Origin of the sequence: Prevotella sp. CAG:592, assembly GCF_000436015.1 — a bacterium.
In the GTDB taxonomy this organism is placed as follows: domain Bacteria; phylum Bacteroidota; class Bacteroidia; order Bacteroidales; family Bacteroidaceae; genus Prevotella; species Prevotella pectinovora.
Genome location: NZ_FR892534.1, coordinates 24,589 through 40,821 on the forward strand (window position 1 = coordinate 24,589; position 16,233 = coordinate 40,821).

The window sequence follows — 16,233 nt, forward strand, 5'->3', positions numbered from 1 at the left end:
CGCACCCATGGAACGGGCACCTGCGAATGGGACGGTGCCGTATGGCCTTTCGCCACGAGTCAGACGCTGACGGCAATGGCAAACTATATAAACAACTACCCGGAGCCTATTGTAGGCAGCAAGGAGTTCTTCCATGATATGGAGGTGTATGTAGAGAGCCAGCACCATCGCGGCAGACCATATATCGGTGAGTATCTCGACGAGACAAACGGCGCATGGCTTATGGGTGACCGTGAGCGCAGCCGCTATTACAACCACTCCACCTTCAACGATCTGATGATAACAGGCATCGTAGGACTGCGTCCGCAGGCAGATGGCAGCATTATCGTCAATCCGCTTGTGCCGGAAGGAAAATGGGATTATTTCTGTCTTGACAACGTCCGTTACCACAACCATAATATAACTGTGGTTTACGACAAGACAGGCACCCGCTACCATCAAGGCAAAGGACTGTCGTTGCTCGTTGACGGAAAGAAAGTGGCCCAAAGAGACACGCTCGGGAAGCTCGAATATAAATTTTAGTTATCGTTATTAGGACAATATTGCAGCATATAAATATTAATCCCCGCCAAGTCGATTTTGTACTTGACGGGGATTTATTATCAGCATTTGCAGTTACAATGATTTCCATTGTTCAGCCTTGTATCATGCAATTATTTATTCATTGTAATACATGTTATATCGCTATTTTCAGAAATCACAATAAAAAGGCTGTCTAATGTCACCTGTTGACGTGACTTACACACCATTTATACTGACACAAGGTTAATAAACCTTATAGAAGTAACTTTTATTAGGTTTTTACTCAATACGATTTCTACGTTTGACGATTATTTATTAACTTTGAAGCCTAATAAAAACAGCAAAATGAGCATATAATACGAGATATTTTCAACAAAGAACTTTAACGGCACTGGCAAGGTGAAAAAAAATGCACGATTTGAACGTGCCAAGTTCTCGTCTAAGTCACAACAATAATGCCAAAAAAGAATTGCTGACAAAAATTAAATAATACCTTACGACGAACAACTTGTCGATGTATTATCTAAACAAGTAGTAGCAACAATGACCGAATATAGTAAATTTATTGATGAACTTCTAAAACCAAAAATCCAAGAAAAAACAGTCGTTTTAGACTTGTTTGCAGGATGTGGAGGACTGTCCTTGGGTTTTGAAGCCGCAGGCTTTAATACTATAGGATTTGAAATGGTGCAAGAAGCAGTTGACACATATAACGCAAATCTTAATGGAGTGTGTTATAATCAATTTCTGGAAGTTGGCTTCAATTATCCAGAGATTGATAATATAGGTATAATAATAGGAGGGCCGCCATGCCAACCATTTAGTAGGTTCGGCAACCAAAAAGGCATGGAAGATGCAAGAGATGGCTTTCCTATATTTATAGATGCAGTTCGCCGAATACAGCCTAAAGTGTTTGTATTCGAGAATGTTGCCAATATCTTAGGTAGACACAAATGGTATTTGGATTTGATTGTTAAAGAACTGAATGATTTGGGGTATTATATTGATTACAAAGTGCTTAATGCCGTCAATTATGGTGTTCCCCAAAGACGAGAAAGGCTTATATGTGTGGGGCATAGAGCATTTTTCCGTTTCCCGACAATAGAAAACCACAAAAGAACAGTAGAAGATGCTATTGGCGATACAATGTTGAGCCCAGAGCCTGAAAGTAAAATTCTTACACCGCGACAAGATGAATACATTGCGGTTTACGAAAAGAAATCACATTGTGTCAATCCACGAGATTTGTATCCTGACAGACCAGCACGCACAATCACATGCAGGAATTTGGCTGGAGCCACAAGTGATATGCAACGAGTAAGACTTGTAGACGGTAGACGAAGACGCATTACCGACCGTGAAGCAGCTCGCCTTCAGACATTCCCTGACTGGTTTGAATTTTCAGGTACAGAAACTAAGAAATTCTATCAAATAGGAAATGCCGTGCCTCCACTACTTGCATACAAAATTGCATTACAAGTAAAGGCTACATATCATATGGAACAGCAAACAACAGATTATATAAGAAATAGAATTATTCCAAACAGTTTATTCGCAATATGATAATAAAAATACAGACTGGTACACCGACAAAAGTAAAGAATTTGGTATTCAATATTTTGGATGTATTTAAGCTCATTGGTATACCTGTTGACAATACAGACCGTAAATTAGAACGTATGGCTAAAGCATGCCTTGCTGTTGGAAAGATCAAGAAGGATTTCTCGGAAGCGTGTTCTTTTGAAGACGGTTTTACAAGAACACGTGATATAATAGCTTTTGAGAATGAATATCTTGGTGAAGACATATCATCAGGTTCGTATGATGATATACGACGTCAAGACTTAAAACTATTGGTTGAAGCTGGTATCATTGTGAATTCTTCTTCAACAGAAGAACAAGCGACAAACAATCCATCGCGCGGTTATGGCTTAAGCACATCATTTGCGAATCTGCTACATTCTTTTGGTTCGTCAAGATGGGAAATACTTCTAAACGAATTTAGAAAGGAAACGAAGTCTCTCAAAGAAGAATTGGAAAGACGCCGTGATTTACAGAAAGTCCCAGTTACGCTTCCAAATGGAAAGACAATAGTCCTGTCATATGGAGAGCATAATAACTTGCAGAAAGCCATCATAGAAGTTTTCCTTCCTTTGTTTGGTTTCGGTGCAGAAGTATTATATGTTGGAGATACAAAAGACAAGTTCTTGCACTTGGAAAAAGCAGAGTTAGAGAAAATAAAATTCTTTACGCTGGAACATGAAGAATTACCTGATGTCGTGGCATATAGCCGAGAGAAAAACTTACTTTATCTTATTGAAGCCTACCATTCAACAGGTGAATGGGATGAAATAAGAGTTAGGAAAGTGAAACGTAAATTGGAAGAATCTGGCTGTACAGCAAATATCATTTTCTTTACAGCATTTGAAAATAAAAATATATTCAAGCAAAAGGCGAAAGATATTGCATGGGAAACAGAAGTGTGGATAGCAGATTCACCAGAACATCTTGTACATTTTAATGGGTATAAATTCTTAGAATTGCATAAGTAAACAGCCAAAAAAATGAAACAAGACAAAACACTACACAAGATAGTTCAGAAACTAAAAAGGGAAGAACTCATAAGGTATGCTTCAAACTTAGGTTTGAAACTTGATGAAGAATTGGACATATCCAAGTTGCGCAATGCATACATAGAGTTTATCCTGTCACATCCGAAGGAGTTGCTTATGATGCTGCCAATGGCAGACCTACAGCTCATCAGCAAGGCAAAAAATGTCAAAGCAGGAGTGGGTGTACCGAGAGTGGATGACCATCTTACGCCAATTATGGTAATGTATGGATTGGCAGATATGGATATACTACAGGAAGACTTCTTTACCGTCACCATTGCTGAGGATTTACAACCGCTACTGGTGCAGCATATAGACTGGGCTTTGGGAAATGAGCATAACCGGTTGCGTATGAGCGTGGAATTCATAGTCGAGGGATTGGCTAACATCCTTGGCATCATTACGCAAGATGAAATCAGAAAGCAACTCAAAAATCTTTTGCAGAATGATAGTAATGAAAAAGCGGCTAAAGCACTTGATGCAGTACGCCAATATTCATTACTGCTTGACAGTATGGAATATGCAGGAAACCTTGAAAATGCAAAGGATGAGGATCTTCGATTCGTATCAAGGTACGGATGGGAAGACAAACGGAGGATGGAACAGTTCATCACCGGACATTCCAGAAATATTGATTCCACACCGGATTTCTCTGTCGGAGAATTGACGAAATCATCAGGAGTTGTTTTTCCTGTCGTTCCCAATCCGAAGATGGACGAATTTATGCATTTTCTCACTTGTCGGATAGGGCTTGACCAAGCCTACGCATATATCGTCTGCTTCAATCTGTGGTATTACAAGATACACTATGGTGAATACTCCCATGATGATATGTCGATGGAGCTTTACTTTCTAAGTCATGTACTGACAGAAAGAGAGCAAAAACTGACAGACAGAATGGCGGAAGAATGGATGCAGCGTCTTGCGGACTTTGCCGACAATATGCCGCTATGGCATCTGCGAGGATTCACGGCTACAGACTATCCGGCAGAAGCCTTTGTTTCGAAACAGTCAACCAAAGAACCGTTAGGCGCTATGTTGAGAAAGGTAAAGAAAGAAGCCTATCTGATTAAAGATATATTCAATGCAAAGGAACAAATATCCGACCAAACAAAACAATCAAAGGAGGATAATCCATGGGCTGTTCAGAAAATCGGACGCAACGACCCGTGTCCCTGTGGCAGCGGCTTGAAATTCAAGAAGTGTCACGGAAAAGGTGTGTAGAACCATACATTCATTAAACCAATGAAGAAAGAAATCAAAAAGGTAATACAGCAAATACCCGTTAAAGAACTGCGGAAATTTGTGATGCAACAGATTGGAGAGAACCCCCAAAATCAGATCGCTTTCCTAAGATATTTTGATGACTATTTCACTGAGAAAAAATCGGGAGATTTGTACGTAGAACAGGTGGAGGATGCTTTCTGGAATGCTGCCATAGAGGATGATAGGGTAAGTTTCTCAGCCCAAAGTCGTTTGAGTAGTGAAATTTATGATGTTGTGGAAAAGGTACGCAAGCTCATTCCCAGGGGCAATCCTGAGCCTGCCATCGAAACAGGCTTTACCATTATAACAAATGGTATCGACCTAATCAACCATAACAATGACAGTTTTGGCTATTTAGGAACTATTATGAGGTTTGGATTGGAATTGCTGCATGATGTAGCAAAACTTGAACTTGATGACAAATGCCGAGAACTGTTCCGAGACTATTGCGAGGATTGTCTCAAGAGTGGAATTTTTAGTGGTTGGGATTGGAATATCGACATATATGAATGTCTGATAGCTCTTTTAGAGATACCTAAGGAAGCAAAAAAACTTATCAAGCGTATAGAATGCGATGAGTGTCTGTCAAAAGATTACAATATAGACCGTCGGATGAAACTCATTCTTCGGCTGACAGAGAAGGCGGAAGACAAAGAGGCAGCCCACGGCTAATTTTAGCATAGGCTTGTTGTAAGAGTATGAAAAGCAATTATTCATTTGTTTAGTAATACAAGTATCTGATTTATTCAAGATGGCAGCAGGCATTTTCATAAATCATATACTTTTAAAATGCATTTTCCTAATATCTGGAAGTATGCTAAAAAATAATTCTGCATTTTTGTAAAGTATACATTAAACAATATAATACATAGACAAACAAATCAAAAAATAATCATGAAGAGAAATTCAATTCTTATAGCAGCCCTGTTTGCCGGCACCCTTTGCCAGGCACAGACTTTTGAGACGAAATATGCACGTCCGCTTGGTGATGTGCTCAATGACGTGGCAAAGAGATTCGACGTTAGACTGAAGTTCAATGTAGACACCACCGGACTGAAACTCGACTATGCAGACTTCCGTGTTCGTCCGTATTCTCTGGAGGAGACGTTAGACAATATCCTCAAGCCTTTCGACTTCTATGCCCTCAAGCAGAAGGGCAACCTCTATAAGATAAAGAAATATGAATATCCGCGCCGTCAGGCTTCCGACGGATGGAAACTCCTACCGTATCTCGCTTCCAAATATATCGATCGGGCGTCATGGGAGCTGCGTCGCGACTCACTGCGTCGTGAGGTGCGCCAGCGTCTCGGCATCGACCCGTTGCTCGCCCGCTGTTCCAAGGAGAAGCCTCTCGTGTCGAAAATAAGGAAATACGACGGATATACCGTTCAGAACTTTTGTATGAAAACCGTAGACGGACATACAGTGAAGGGGTCAATATATACTCCTGCCACCAAGGGCAAGCATCCGCTTATCATCTGCCCCAACGGACATTTCGTCAACGGCAGATATGGCACCGTGCAGCAGCAGCGTCTTGCCACACTCGCCCGTATGGGAGCCATCTGTGTGGATTATGACCTGTGGGGATGGGGCGAATCAGAAGATGAAGTGGGGGCAAAGGCCCATCAGACTGCCGAGGCTCATCAGATGCAGGCCCTCAACGGCATACGCATCCTCGACTGGATGATAAACCGCAAGGATGTAGACAAGACGAGAGTGGGAGTGAACGGTGGTTCGGGAGGCGGCACACAGACCGTACTTCTCACAGCTCTTGACGACCGCTATACGGCTGCCAATCCGGTGGTGAGCCTCTCGTCGTGGTTTGATGGCGGCTGTCCCTGCGAGAGCGGCATGCCGATACAGCTCGCTGGCGGCGGCACGTGTAATGCAGAAATAGCAGCCATGTTCGCTCCGAAACCGATGATGCTCGTAAGCGATGGCGGCGACTGGACCTCTACCACTCCCGAACTGGAATATCCCTATCTGCAGCGCATCTATGGATTCTATGGCAAGAAGGAGAATATAAGCAATGTCCATCTGCCGAATGAGCGTCATGACTTCGGTCCGAACAAGCGCAATGCCGTTTATGATTTCTTCATCAAGACCTTCCGTCTCGATGCCTCTAAACTCGACGAGAGTAAGGTGACGATAGAAAAAGAAGAACAGTTGAAGTTTGGAAATAAATGAGTAGACGAGTAAACAAGTAGACGGGTAAACGAGTTGACAAGTAGATATGTCCTTATCAGATAGACCATCGGCAGGCCATAGAAATTTCTTTGTCAACTTGTTTACCCGTCCACTTGTTTACTCGTCAACTCGTCTACTTGTCTACTATTTAGTATATCCCAGCGACAACACGCTCAGTGCCTTTGCGCCGCCTTTGAGAAGTTCCTTTCCGCATTCCATTATCGTGGAACCCGTAGTCACCACATCGTCAATGATAAGCACATGCTTGTCTCTTATTTTCTTTGCGTCGCGTAGCGCAAAAGCATTCTCCACATTCTCCCTCCTTTCATATCCCCTGAGTCTTGTCTGCGACCCATTGTAGACTGTCCTCTCCACCGCCTTGTCTGCGATGGGGATTCCCGTAGCCTCACTTATTCCGAGCGCCAGATGATAACTCTGGTTGTAACCTCTTTCCCGCTTTCGCTTTTTCGTTATCGGGATAGGCACAATCACGTCGATGCCGTCGAAGAATCCCGCTTCACCGCATTCCCTTGCCATTATGTGTCCCATGTCTTCAGCCACATCCCATCTTCCCTCATATTTCATTTTCAGCATTATGCCCGACGATGGCGAGTGGGGCAGATAATAGAACAGTGCCGCAGCCTTCTCTATCGGCATCAGTCCCCAGAAACACTGTGCCATCTCATTGTCGTATGGAGAGGAGCAGAATGCGGTGCGCGGCAGATGCAGGTTGCACGCCATGCAGATGGAGTCTTCGGTTATGCCGAGCCTCTCATGACACACGGTGCAGAGCCTTGGCATCATGAGGTCGAAAATGCGTCTTGGAAAACTTATTCTCACTTGCATGTCGTTATCGTATTTTTTTTCTGCTATGCTGATTGCTATAATATCTCCAGCGCTATGGCAGCGCAGGCTTCAGCATCTGCCAGGGCATGATGATGGTTTGTCAGGTCATAACCGCAGCGGGCGGCGATGATGTCGAGGTTGTGCCTGCCTTTTGGCCATACCCGGCGTGATGCTATGCAGGTGCAGAAGAACGGGTAGTCGGGGTAGTCCATCTGGTATACGCGGAACACGGCTTTCAGACAACTCTCGTCGAACGCCTTGTTGTGGGCAACGAGGGGCAGTCCGGCAATCTTCGGCTCTATCTGCTTCCACACTTCGGGAAAGACAGGAGCATCTTCTGTGTCGGCAGCGCACAGACCATGCACCCGCATGCACACATAACTGTAGTATTCTGGTTCGGGTTTGATTAGCGAGTAGAACTTGTCCACTATCTCACCGCCCCTGACTATCACGATGCCCACAGAGCAGACCGATGATCGCTCGCTGTTGGCAGTCTCGAAATCTATTGCTGCAAAATCCTGCATTCTTATCAGTTTTATATTATTGTCAACATCCCCTTGTTCTCTGGGATATTGCAAAAATACACAATTTCTCAGTCATATAAGCATCTCTGTTTGTTTTCTCTCTAAAAAATATTTTGATGGGCTTGACTCCTGTCTGGGAGAAAAATGTTGTTGAAATGTGTTATTCAAGCAGAATATTATGATGGTGTGAACAAAGAAGATACACCAGAGCAATATCTTTTCAGTCGAAACGTTATCTATATGAATGTAATGATAGATATGATGGAGAATAAAATTTTTGCAAATAACGGTTCTTCTATCGTCCTATATACGACAGACGATGGCAACACCCAACTTGAAGTAAAGTTGGAGAAAGATACCGTGTGGCTTACACAAAGTCAGATTGCTGAATTGTTCGGAAGAGACCGTACTGTAATAACGCGCCATATAAGAAACATTTTCAAGGAAGGTGAATTGGATGAAAATATCACATGTGCAAAATTTGCACATATGGGTACAGACCAAGATCAAACTTATGAAACAAATTCTGCCCATCAGGGGCAAGGTGCTTGCCCATGTTGGGTAAGCAGCGTTCCCACTTGGGGCAAGCATCGTGCCCGTTTTCCGAAGATTTACTGTGCTTGCCCATGGTTGATTTTTTTATTTTCAGCAAATTAGCCAAATGGGAGATATGTCGCATTAAACGTATGAAAATTTCCTTATGCCATGTTTTTTGTATACTTTTGCCAAACGATAGGCAAGGAAGAGAATACAAGTGATATGAGAATAGAAGAAATACTGGCTATGGAAATTGGCGACAGACAGTTCTGCCGTACTGAGATACAGGCTGACGATGTGGAACGGGTGCTCCGGGCAGCGCTCCTTGCCACTTGTGGCAAGGGAGGGAACTCTGTGGAGCTATACCCCGTGGAAGACCCGCATCTGCTGGAACGTCTTGCAGATGCCAGAGACCATGGTGCGGAATGCATCGCTCAGGCACCGATGGCAGTGGCAGTGGTTGCCGATCGTCTCTATGATGGGGCGTGGGTGGAAAACTGTTCTGCTGTAGTGTGGGCGATGTGTGCGCAGGCGGCAGAAAGGCAACTGGCTTACCATTCGGTGCAGATAAGAGGCTATCAGCTCACCGACGGCACCATGTCTGACGAGGTGGTGAGAGGAATACTCGACATTCCGGAGAGCAAGACGGTGTATGCGGTGGTGGCGATAGGCACTGCTGATAAACCTGCGTCACAGGCAGAAATAGATGATGACCAGCTCGAGTGGCAGCGAATACATATAGGTTGACTCTTCTGCTGCATGGCAAACAGGAAAATTTGCCAACCCCAAATCATAACGCAACGAAAAAATACAAGGACAGGATATGAAGATAGTTTTTGTGGGGGCAGGAAATCTTGCCACCAACGTGGCCAGGGCGTTGAAAGACGCCGGTCATGAGATAACACAGGTGTATAGTCGCACACAGGCGTCTGCCGATGCACTTGCCTCTCAGGTGGGGGCAGAAGCGGTGTCAGACCTTGACGATGTGGCAAGAGAAGCCGATATATATATGGTGTCGGTGAAAGACGGGGCGCTCAGCGATGTGGTGGCACGATTGTGCGACGGCAGCCGGTGTGGACTCTTCGTCCATACTGCAGGCAGCATCCCGATGAGCATCTTCGATGGACATGCCGGCCGCTACGGAGTGTTCTATCCCATGCAGTCGTTTTCAAAGCAGCGACAGGTGGATTTCACCGACGTTTCCATCTTCGTTGAGGCGCGCTATGAGAGCGACCTGCGGTTGCTTACAGACCTCGGCAGTAGTCTCTCGCAGCATGTCATGCAGCTGGATTCGGAAGGCCGCAAACATCTGCACCTGGCGGCAGTCTTCGCCTGCAACTTCGTGAACCACTGCTACGACCTCGCTTCAGAAATCCTCGACAGATACGACATCCCCTTCAGTTCGATGCTGCCGCTCATCGACGAGACGGCGGGCAAGGTGCATAGCATGTCGCCGAAGTCAGCCCAGACCGGTCCTGCCATCCGCTACGACGAGAATGTGATAGGTATGCAGAGCAGGATGCTCGCCTACGACGACCGCATCAGGCAGATATACGACATCATGAGCAAGAGCATTCATGAGAGAAACGAGAAGTGATGCCGGAGGTGACGCCCGCTTGGAGGTTTGCCCTCGGTTGGAATCCGTACCATTAATCAGTTATAGCAAACAAACAGAGAAAGATATGATAGACTACGATTTGAAGAAGATACGCGCCGTGATATTCGATGTTGACGGAGTGCTCAGTGCCAGTACGATAAACCTGCATCCGTCGGGAGAACCGATGCGCACGGTGAACATCAAGGACGGATACGCCATACAGTTGGCAGTGAAACAAGGGCTCCACATCGCCATCATGACAGGAGCCACCGTTGACAGCATCCGTATCAGATACGAGAGGCTCGGAGTGAAAGACGTGTTTACGGCGTGCTCGGTGAAGATAAAGACATACGACAAGTTCCTTGCCGACAACGGACTCACCGACGAGGAGGTGATCTTCGTGGGCGACGACATCCCCGACTATGAAGTGATGAGCCGTTCGGGCTGCCCCTGCTGCCCTTCAGACGCATGTCCCGACATCAAGGCCATCAGCCGCTACATCTCGCAGGCCGTGGGCGGACATGGAGTGGGGCGCGACATCATAGAGCAGGTGCTCAGGGCGCAGGGAAAATGGCTCGCTGACAAGAAAGCCTTCGGATGGTGATGGCCCTGTGAGTTCGTTGGCAGTTCGGCAAGTGTCAGACATGCAGTACTGCTATATATTATATAAAAGGTGGGATAATCAAGCGAAAAGAGTCTGCATGAGCGATGGCATGACAACAAGAGCAACCATAACACCTGCATAAGCATCTTAAAGACAAAATAATGCGTATAAAATTTGCAGGGTTTGTTTTTTTTCGTAATTTTGTGGCAATTATGTTATTACCATAAATCTAACAGAAAAAATGTTGTATGTAGCATTGCCCGACAATACGCAGCATCGCTTGCCGTTCTATCTCGCCATGGAAGAATATGTGGCGAAAACCATTGATGAGGAAGACTGCTTCTTCATGTGGCAGGTGCAGCCTAGCGTGATATTCGGCAGGAACCAACTGGTGGAAGCCGAGGTAAATCTCGACTACTGCAGGGAACATTCGGTACAGACCTACAGAAGAAAAAGCGGTGGAGGATGCGTGTATGCGGATATGAGCAATATCATGTTCTCTTATGTCACGAAAGACGAACACGTGAACTTCACTTTCAACAAATATATAAACATGGTGGTGATGGTGCTCCAGAAACTGGGGCTCGACGCCAAGGCTACGGGGCGCAACGATGTGCTCATCGGCGACAGGAAAGTCAGCGGCAACGCCTTCTATCATGTGCCGGGACGCAGCATAGTGCATGGCACGATGCTCTTCGACACCGACATGCAGAACATGGTGGGAGCCATCACGCCGTCGGACCAGAAACTGCTCAGCAAGGGCATTCAGAGCGTGCGCCAGCGTATAGCCCTGCTCAAAGACTATCTCGACATCGACATCGAGCAGTTCAAGACCTTCGTCAGACAGAACCTCTGCGACTCGGAGATGACGCTGACAGACCACGATGTGGAACTGATAAAGGAGATAGAGAAGGAATATCTTACCGATGATTTCATTTACGGCAAAAATCCACGATATGCCGTGGTGAAGCGAGGACATATAGATAATGTAGGCGACATTGAGGTGAGGCTGGAGATGAAGAACAACATCATAAAGAGCGCCGCCATGGTGGGAGATTTCTTCATCGTGGGCGACATCGACGAGAATCTCCTCAAACCCATACGTGGCGTGGCGCTCACGGAGGGAGAACTGACAAAGGCACTGCCGGAGAAACTCGACGAGGTGGTGATGAACCTCAAGAGGGAAAACTTCGTGGAGCTGCTGCTCAGCTGACACGCCACACCGGAAAGAATCTAAAAAAGAGAACCCTATAAAAACACATATCATTATGGAAAACAAAAGAACATGTCTCTATGACAAGCACGTGAAGCAAGGCGCGTTGATAAGCCCATTCGGTGGTTTCGACATGCCTATCCAGTATTCAACAATCATCGACGAGCATCAGGCAGTGAGAACAGACTGCGGCGTGTTCGACGTGTCACACATGGGTGAGGTGACCGTGAAGGGAGCCGACGCCGAGCGCTACGTGCAGCATATCTTCACCAACGACGTGAGCAAGATAGAGGCCGGACAGATTCTCTACGGCATGATGCTCTACGACAATGGTGGAACCGTAGATGACCTTCTCGTATACAAGATGGCTGAGAATGACTTCTTTCTCGTGGTAAACGCTGCCAATATCGACAAAGACTGGGAGTGGATGCAGAAACAGTCAGAGGGCTTCAACATTGAGCTTCTGAACCGTTCAGAGGACTACGGGCAGATTGCTGTTCAGGGACCTAATGCTGAAACCGTCGTTGAGGAAGTGCTCGGCATAGCTTGCAAGGAGCTGACTTTCTATACTGTCAAGACCATTGGCGACGTGATAGTAAGCCGCACGGGATATACCGGAGAAGACGGATTCGAAATCTATGCAAGCCATAATTATATTTGTGACTGCTGGGACAAACTGATGGAGAGCGGACGCTGCAAGCCTTGCGGACTCGGATGCCGCGACACTCTCAGATTTGAAGTGGGACTGCCTCTGTATGGCGATGAACTGTCGGCAGACATCTCTCCAGTGATGGCAGGGCTCTCTATGTTCTGCAAACTCGACAAAGAGGAGTTTGTGGGCAAGAATGCCCTCGTTGACCAGAAGACAAACGGCGTGGCACAGAAGCTCGTGGGAATAGAACTCGAAGGAAAGGCCATCCCACGTCACGGATACACAGTGCTGAAAGACGGTGAGCCTGTAGGCGAGGTGACCACTGGCTATCATTCCATTTCAACGGACAAGAGCGTGTGCATGGCTCTCGTAAAGGCAGAGTATGGCAAGCTCGGAACGCCGCTTGAGGTTCAGATCAGAAAGAAGACCTTCCCAGGCGTTGTGGTGAAGAAGCGTTTCTACGACAAACACTACAAGAAATAATGGCAACGGTAAATCATTGAAACTTTAGACAAATATTTTTTCATAAAACAATAATCAAATAAAATATAATACTATGGCAAAAGTAATTGAAGGACTCTACTATGCAGAGTCACACGAATATGTAAAGGTAGAAGGTGAGTTCGGCTATATCGGTATCACAGACTATGCACAGAACGCATTGGGCAACATCGTATATGTAGACATGCCTGATACAGACGACGAGGTAGAGGCAGGTGAGGATTTCGGAGCCGTTGAGAGCGTGAAGGCTGCCAGCGACCTGACTTCTCCTGTAAGTGGAACAGTGGTAGAGGTGAACGAGGCTCTTGAGGACACACCGGAGATTATCAACCAGGATGCTTTCGCTAACTGGATAATCAAGGTGGAGCTCTCTGACAAGACAGAGCTCGACAATCTTATGGACGCTGCGGCATACGCTGAGTTCTGCGAGAAGGAAGCTCACTAAGAGAACGGCACGTTTTGTATGACTCTTCATTTTCTATAATATGGAATACAAGTATTTTCCTCACACGGAAAGTGAGATAAAGGAAATGCTCGACATCGTAGGAGTAGGTTCGCTCGACGAACTCTACTCTGATGTGCCGGAGGAGATCCGCTTCAAGAAGGAATACGACCTTCCGGAGGCAATGAGCGAGATGGAGGTGAGAAGATTCTTCGAAGCTCTGGGCAATGAGAACAAGAGACTGGTATGCTTTGCCGGTGCCGGCGTTTACGACCATTACACGCCTGCCGTGGTGGAACGTATCGTGCAGCGCTCTGAGTTCCTCACATCATATACTCCATACCAGGCAGAGATATCACAGGGCACGCTCCACTACATCTTCGAATATCAGTCGATGATGGCTGAACTGACAGGCATGGATATTTCTAACGCTTCTATGTATGACGGTTCCACAGCCACTGCAGAGGCTATGATGATGGCTGTGGCTGCAGGAAAGAAGTGTGACACGGTGCTCGTTTCTGAAACCGTAGACAAGAAGGTGCTCACCGTGGTGAAGACATACGCCAAGTTCCACGGCGTGAACATCGTGATGGTGAAGGAAAACGATGGCATCACCGACAAAGCTGATTTCCAGGAGAAGATAGCGCAGAAGGGTGTTGCCGGAGTAATCGTACAGCAGCCTAACCGTTATGGCATCGTGGAAGACTATGCCGGATATGCCGACGCTGCCCACGACAACAAGGCGCTGATGATAATGAATGGAGTGGCTGCTGACTATGCCGTGCTCAAGACACCGGCAGAATGGGGAGCCGACATCGCAGTGGGCGACGGACAGAGTCTCGGAGTGCCGATGATGTTCGGTGGTCCATACGTGGGATATATGTGCTGCACAGAGAAGCTCATCCGCAAGATGCCGGGACGCATCGTAGGAATGACGGAAGACAGCCGCGGACAGCGTGCCTTCGTGCTCACATTGCAGGCCAGAGAGCAGCATATCCGCCGGCAGAAGGCTACATCCAACATATGCTCCAACCAGAGCCTCATGGCTCTTTTCGTTACCGTATACATGGCGGTGATGGGAAAGAAGGGAGTGAAGGAAGCTGGCGAACTGTCGTATGCCGGAGCACACTACATGATGGACAAACTCGTGGAGACGGGACATTTCAAACCAACGTTCCAGAAACCGTTCTTCAATGAATTCTGCGTTGAATACGACGGAGACGTTGACGTGCTGCAGAAGAAGTTCGTTGACAACGGATTCCTCGGAGGAGTGAAGATGGGCGACCATACTATCATGTTTGCAGTGACGGAGCAGCGCTCCAAGGAAGAGATAGATAACCTTATTAAGTTAATCTGAAAAAGTTTGTCTGATTATGAATAACAAATTATACGGAAACTTGATTTTCGAACTGTCGCATCCTGGCAGAAAGGGTTACTCTCTTCCTGACAACAAATTCGGTGATTATGAGGTGCCTGCAGAGATGCGCCGGGAGAACGACGCACAGTTGCCTGAGTGTGACGAGATGACCGTGGTGAGACACTATACCAACCATAGCGGAAACAACTTCGGCGTGGACAACGGATTCTATCCGCTTGGCAGCTGCACGATGAAATACAACCCAGCCATAAACGAGGAGATTCCAGGTATGGCAGACTTCAGGGATATACATCCGCTGCAGCCTGTTGACACGGTGAAGGGATGTCTCGATGTTTGTGCCGGACTGAGAAAAGCTCTCTCAGAGATTGCCGGTCTTGCAGACTTCACTCTCAACCCGTTTGCCGGTGCTCACGGTGAGCTTACCGGACTGATGGTGATCAGAAGATATCATGAGAGCAGGGGCGACGAAAAGAGAACAAAGGTGATCGTGCCAAACTCGGCACACGGTACCAACCCGGCTTCTGCCGCGGTCTGCGGACTGGAAATCGTGGAGGTGAAGAGTACTGCCGATGGAGTGGTGGACGTTGACGACCTGAGAGGACTCCTCGACGACACTATCGCTGCCGTAATGATGACCAACCCGAATACTCTCGGACTATTCGAGAGAAACATTCCAGAGATTGCCAAGCTCGTTCATGAGTGTGGTGCACTGATGTATTACGATGGAGCGAACCTCAACCCGATGCTCGGCGCTTGTCGTCCTGGTGATATGGGATTCGACGTGATGCACATCAACCTGCACAAGACATTCTCTACACCTCACGGAGGTGGCGGACCAGGAAGCGGCCCGGTGGGAGTGAGAAAGGGACTGGAGCAGTTCCTGCCCGACAACGAGCATGACTCGACACTCAGCGTCAGTCCGTATCACGGCAATTTCGGCGTTATCCTCAAGGCATACACCTACATACTTTCTCTCGGCAAGGAGTATATCAAATATGTAGGACCGCTTGCCACACTCAATGCCAACTATATCAAGGAGTCGTTGAAGGATGTATATGAACTGCCTATCGCAGGACTCTGCAAGCATGAGTTCGTATTCAACGGCCTGGCAGACAAGTCTACAGGCATCACCACTATGGATGTGGCTAAACGCTTGCTCGACTATGGGTATCATGCGCCGACCATCTACTTCCCGCTGCTCTTCCACGAGGCAATGATGATAGAGCCTACAGAAAGCGAGAGCAAGGTGACGATAGACGGATTCATCGAGGTGATGAGGAAAATCGCCGAGGAGGCAAAGAATGAGCCAGAACTGCTGAAGTCTGCGCCACACAATACTCCTATCGGAAGAG

At 46.7% G+C, this 16,233-nt stretch carries 16 protein-coding genes and 1 pseudogene; 15 read left to right on the forward strand and 2 right to left on the reverse strand.

The genetic code is table 11. From position 1 onward, the window contains the following. From QVO99_RS03110 to QVO99_RS03135, 6 genes and pseudogenes are all read left to right on the forward strand, one after another. The coding region (locus QVO99_RS03110) for an MGH1-like glycoside hydrolase domain-containing protein (RefSeq protein WP_369678105.1) at positions 1-522 on the forward strand (522 nt) is incomplete at its 5' end. 543 nt (positions 523-1,065) lie between these two features. Further along, a complete protein-coding gene (locus tag QVO99_RS03115; protein WP_022316133.1) occupies positions 1,066-2,085 on the forward strand; it encodes a DNA cytosine methyltransferase in 1,020 nt (339 codons plus the stop codon). Continuing rightward, the gene (locus QVO99_RS03120; protein ID WP_022316134.1) at positions 2,082-3,074 is read left to right on the forward strand and encodes a BsuBI/PstI family type II restriction endonuclease; all 993 of its coding nucleotides are present in this window, start codon (positions 2,082-2,084) and stop codon (positions 3,072-3,074) included. Before QVO99_RS03115 ends, QVO99_RS03120 begins: the two co-directional genes overlap by 4 nt. A gap of 12 nt (positions 3,075-3,086) precedes the next feature. Next, entirely contained in the window at positions 3,087-4,358 is a 1,272-nt protein-coding gene (locus tag QVO99_RS03125; protein WP_022316135.1) for a YecA family protein, read from the forward strand. Positions 4,359-4,379: 21 nt separating this feature from the next. After that, entirely contained in the window at positions 4,380-5,072 is a 693-nt protein-coding gene (locus QVO99_RS03130) for a hypothetical protein (RefSeq protein ID WP_022316136.1), read from the forward strand. A 222-nt stretch (positions 5,073-5,294) separates the two neighbouring features. Then, positions 5,295-6,584 (forward strand): annotated as a pseudogene (locus QVO99_RS03135) (alpha/beta hydrolase family protein); the annotation flags it as partial. Between the two features lie 147 nt (positions 6,585-6,731). On the opposite strand, the gene QVO99_RS03140 reads toward QVO99_RS03135, so the two are convergent. Further along, on the reverse strand, positions 6,732-7,427 hold the full coding sequence (locus tag QVO99_RS03140) for a ComF family protein (RefSeq protein WP_413770745.1): 696 nt from the start codon (positions 7,425-7,427) through the stop codon (positions 6,732-6,734). 41 nt (positions 7,428-7,468) lie between these two features. Continuing rightward, positions 7,469-7,957, reverse strand: coding sequence for a 3'-5' exonuclease (locus tag QVO99_RS03145; RefSeq protein ID WP_022316140.1), 489 nt, complete (start codon positions 7,955-7,957; stop codon positions 7,469-7,471). Between the two features lie 186 nt (positions 7,958-8,143). On the opposite strand from QVO99_RS03145, the gene QVO99_RS03150 reads away from it, so the two are divergent. The 9 genes from QVO99_RS03150 to gcvPB all read left to right on the forward strand — a co-directional run. Then, positions 8,144-8,614 carry a hypothetical protein gene (locus QVO99_RS03150; protein ID WP_288176908.1) on the forward strand — a complete coding sequence of 157 codons (471 nt, stop codon included), beginning with the start codon at positions 8,144-8,146 and terminating at the stop codon, positions 8,612-8,614. Between the two features lie 102 nt (positions 8,615-8,716). Then, positions 8,717-9,241: a hypothetical protein gene (locus QVO99_RS03155; RefSeq protein ID WP_044064698.1), complete on the forward strand. Its 525-nt coding sequence runs from the start codon at positions 8,717-8,719 to the stop codon at positions 9,239-9,241. Between the two features lie 61 nt (positions 9,242-9,302). Next, positions 9,303-10,091 (forward strand): Rossmann-like and DUF2520 domain-containing protein, encoded by a 789-nt coding sequence (locus QVO99_RS03160; RefSeq protein WP_441295401.1) that lies wholly within the window; start codon positions 9,303-9,305, stop codon positions 10,089-10,091. Between the two features lie 85 nt (positions 10,092-10,176). Then, positions 10,177-10,695, forward strand: a complete 519-nt coding sequence (locus QVO99_RS03165; RefSeq protein ID WP_022316144.1) for a KdsC family phosphatase — start codon at positions 10,177-10,179, stop codon at positions 10,693-10,695. Between the two features lie 241 nt (positions 10,696-10,936). Next, positions 10,937-11,908: a lipoate--protein ligase gene (locus tag QVO99_RS03170; protein WP_022316145.1), complete on the forward strand. Its 972-nt coding sequence runs from the start codon at positions 10,937-10,939 to the stop codon at positions 11,906-11,908. Positions 11,909-11,963: 55 nt separating this feature from the next. Next, positions 11,964-13,043 (forward strand): glycine cleavage system aminomethyltransferase GcvT, encoded by a 1,080-nt coding sequence (gcvT, locus tag QVO99_RS03175; protein WP_022316146.1) that lies wholly within the window; start codon positions 11,964-11,966, stop codon positions 13,041-13,043. A 73-nt stretch (positions 13,044-13,116) separates the two neighbouring features. Further along, complete coding sequence (gene gcvH / locus QVO99_RS03180; protein ID WP_022316147.1) at positions 13,117-13,506, forward strand: glycine cleavage system protein GcvH; 390 nt, start codon at positions 13,117-13,119, stop codon at positions 13,504-13,506. A gap of 40 nt (positions 13,507-13,546) precedes the next feature. Continuing rightward, entirely contained in the window at positions 13,547-14,860 is a 1,314-nt protein-coding gene (gcvPA, locus tag QVO99_RS03185) for an aminomethyl-transferring glycine dehydrogenase subunit GcvPA (protein ID WP_288176909.1), read from the forward strand. Positions 14,861-14,876: 16 nt separating this feature from the next. Further along, positions 14,877-16,233: aminomethyl-transferring glycine dehydrogenase subunit GcvPB (gene gcvPB, locus QVO99_RS03190; protein ID WP_288176910.1), on the forward strand; the 1,357-nt coding region annotated here is incomplete at its 3' end.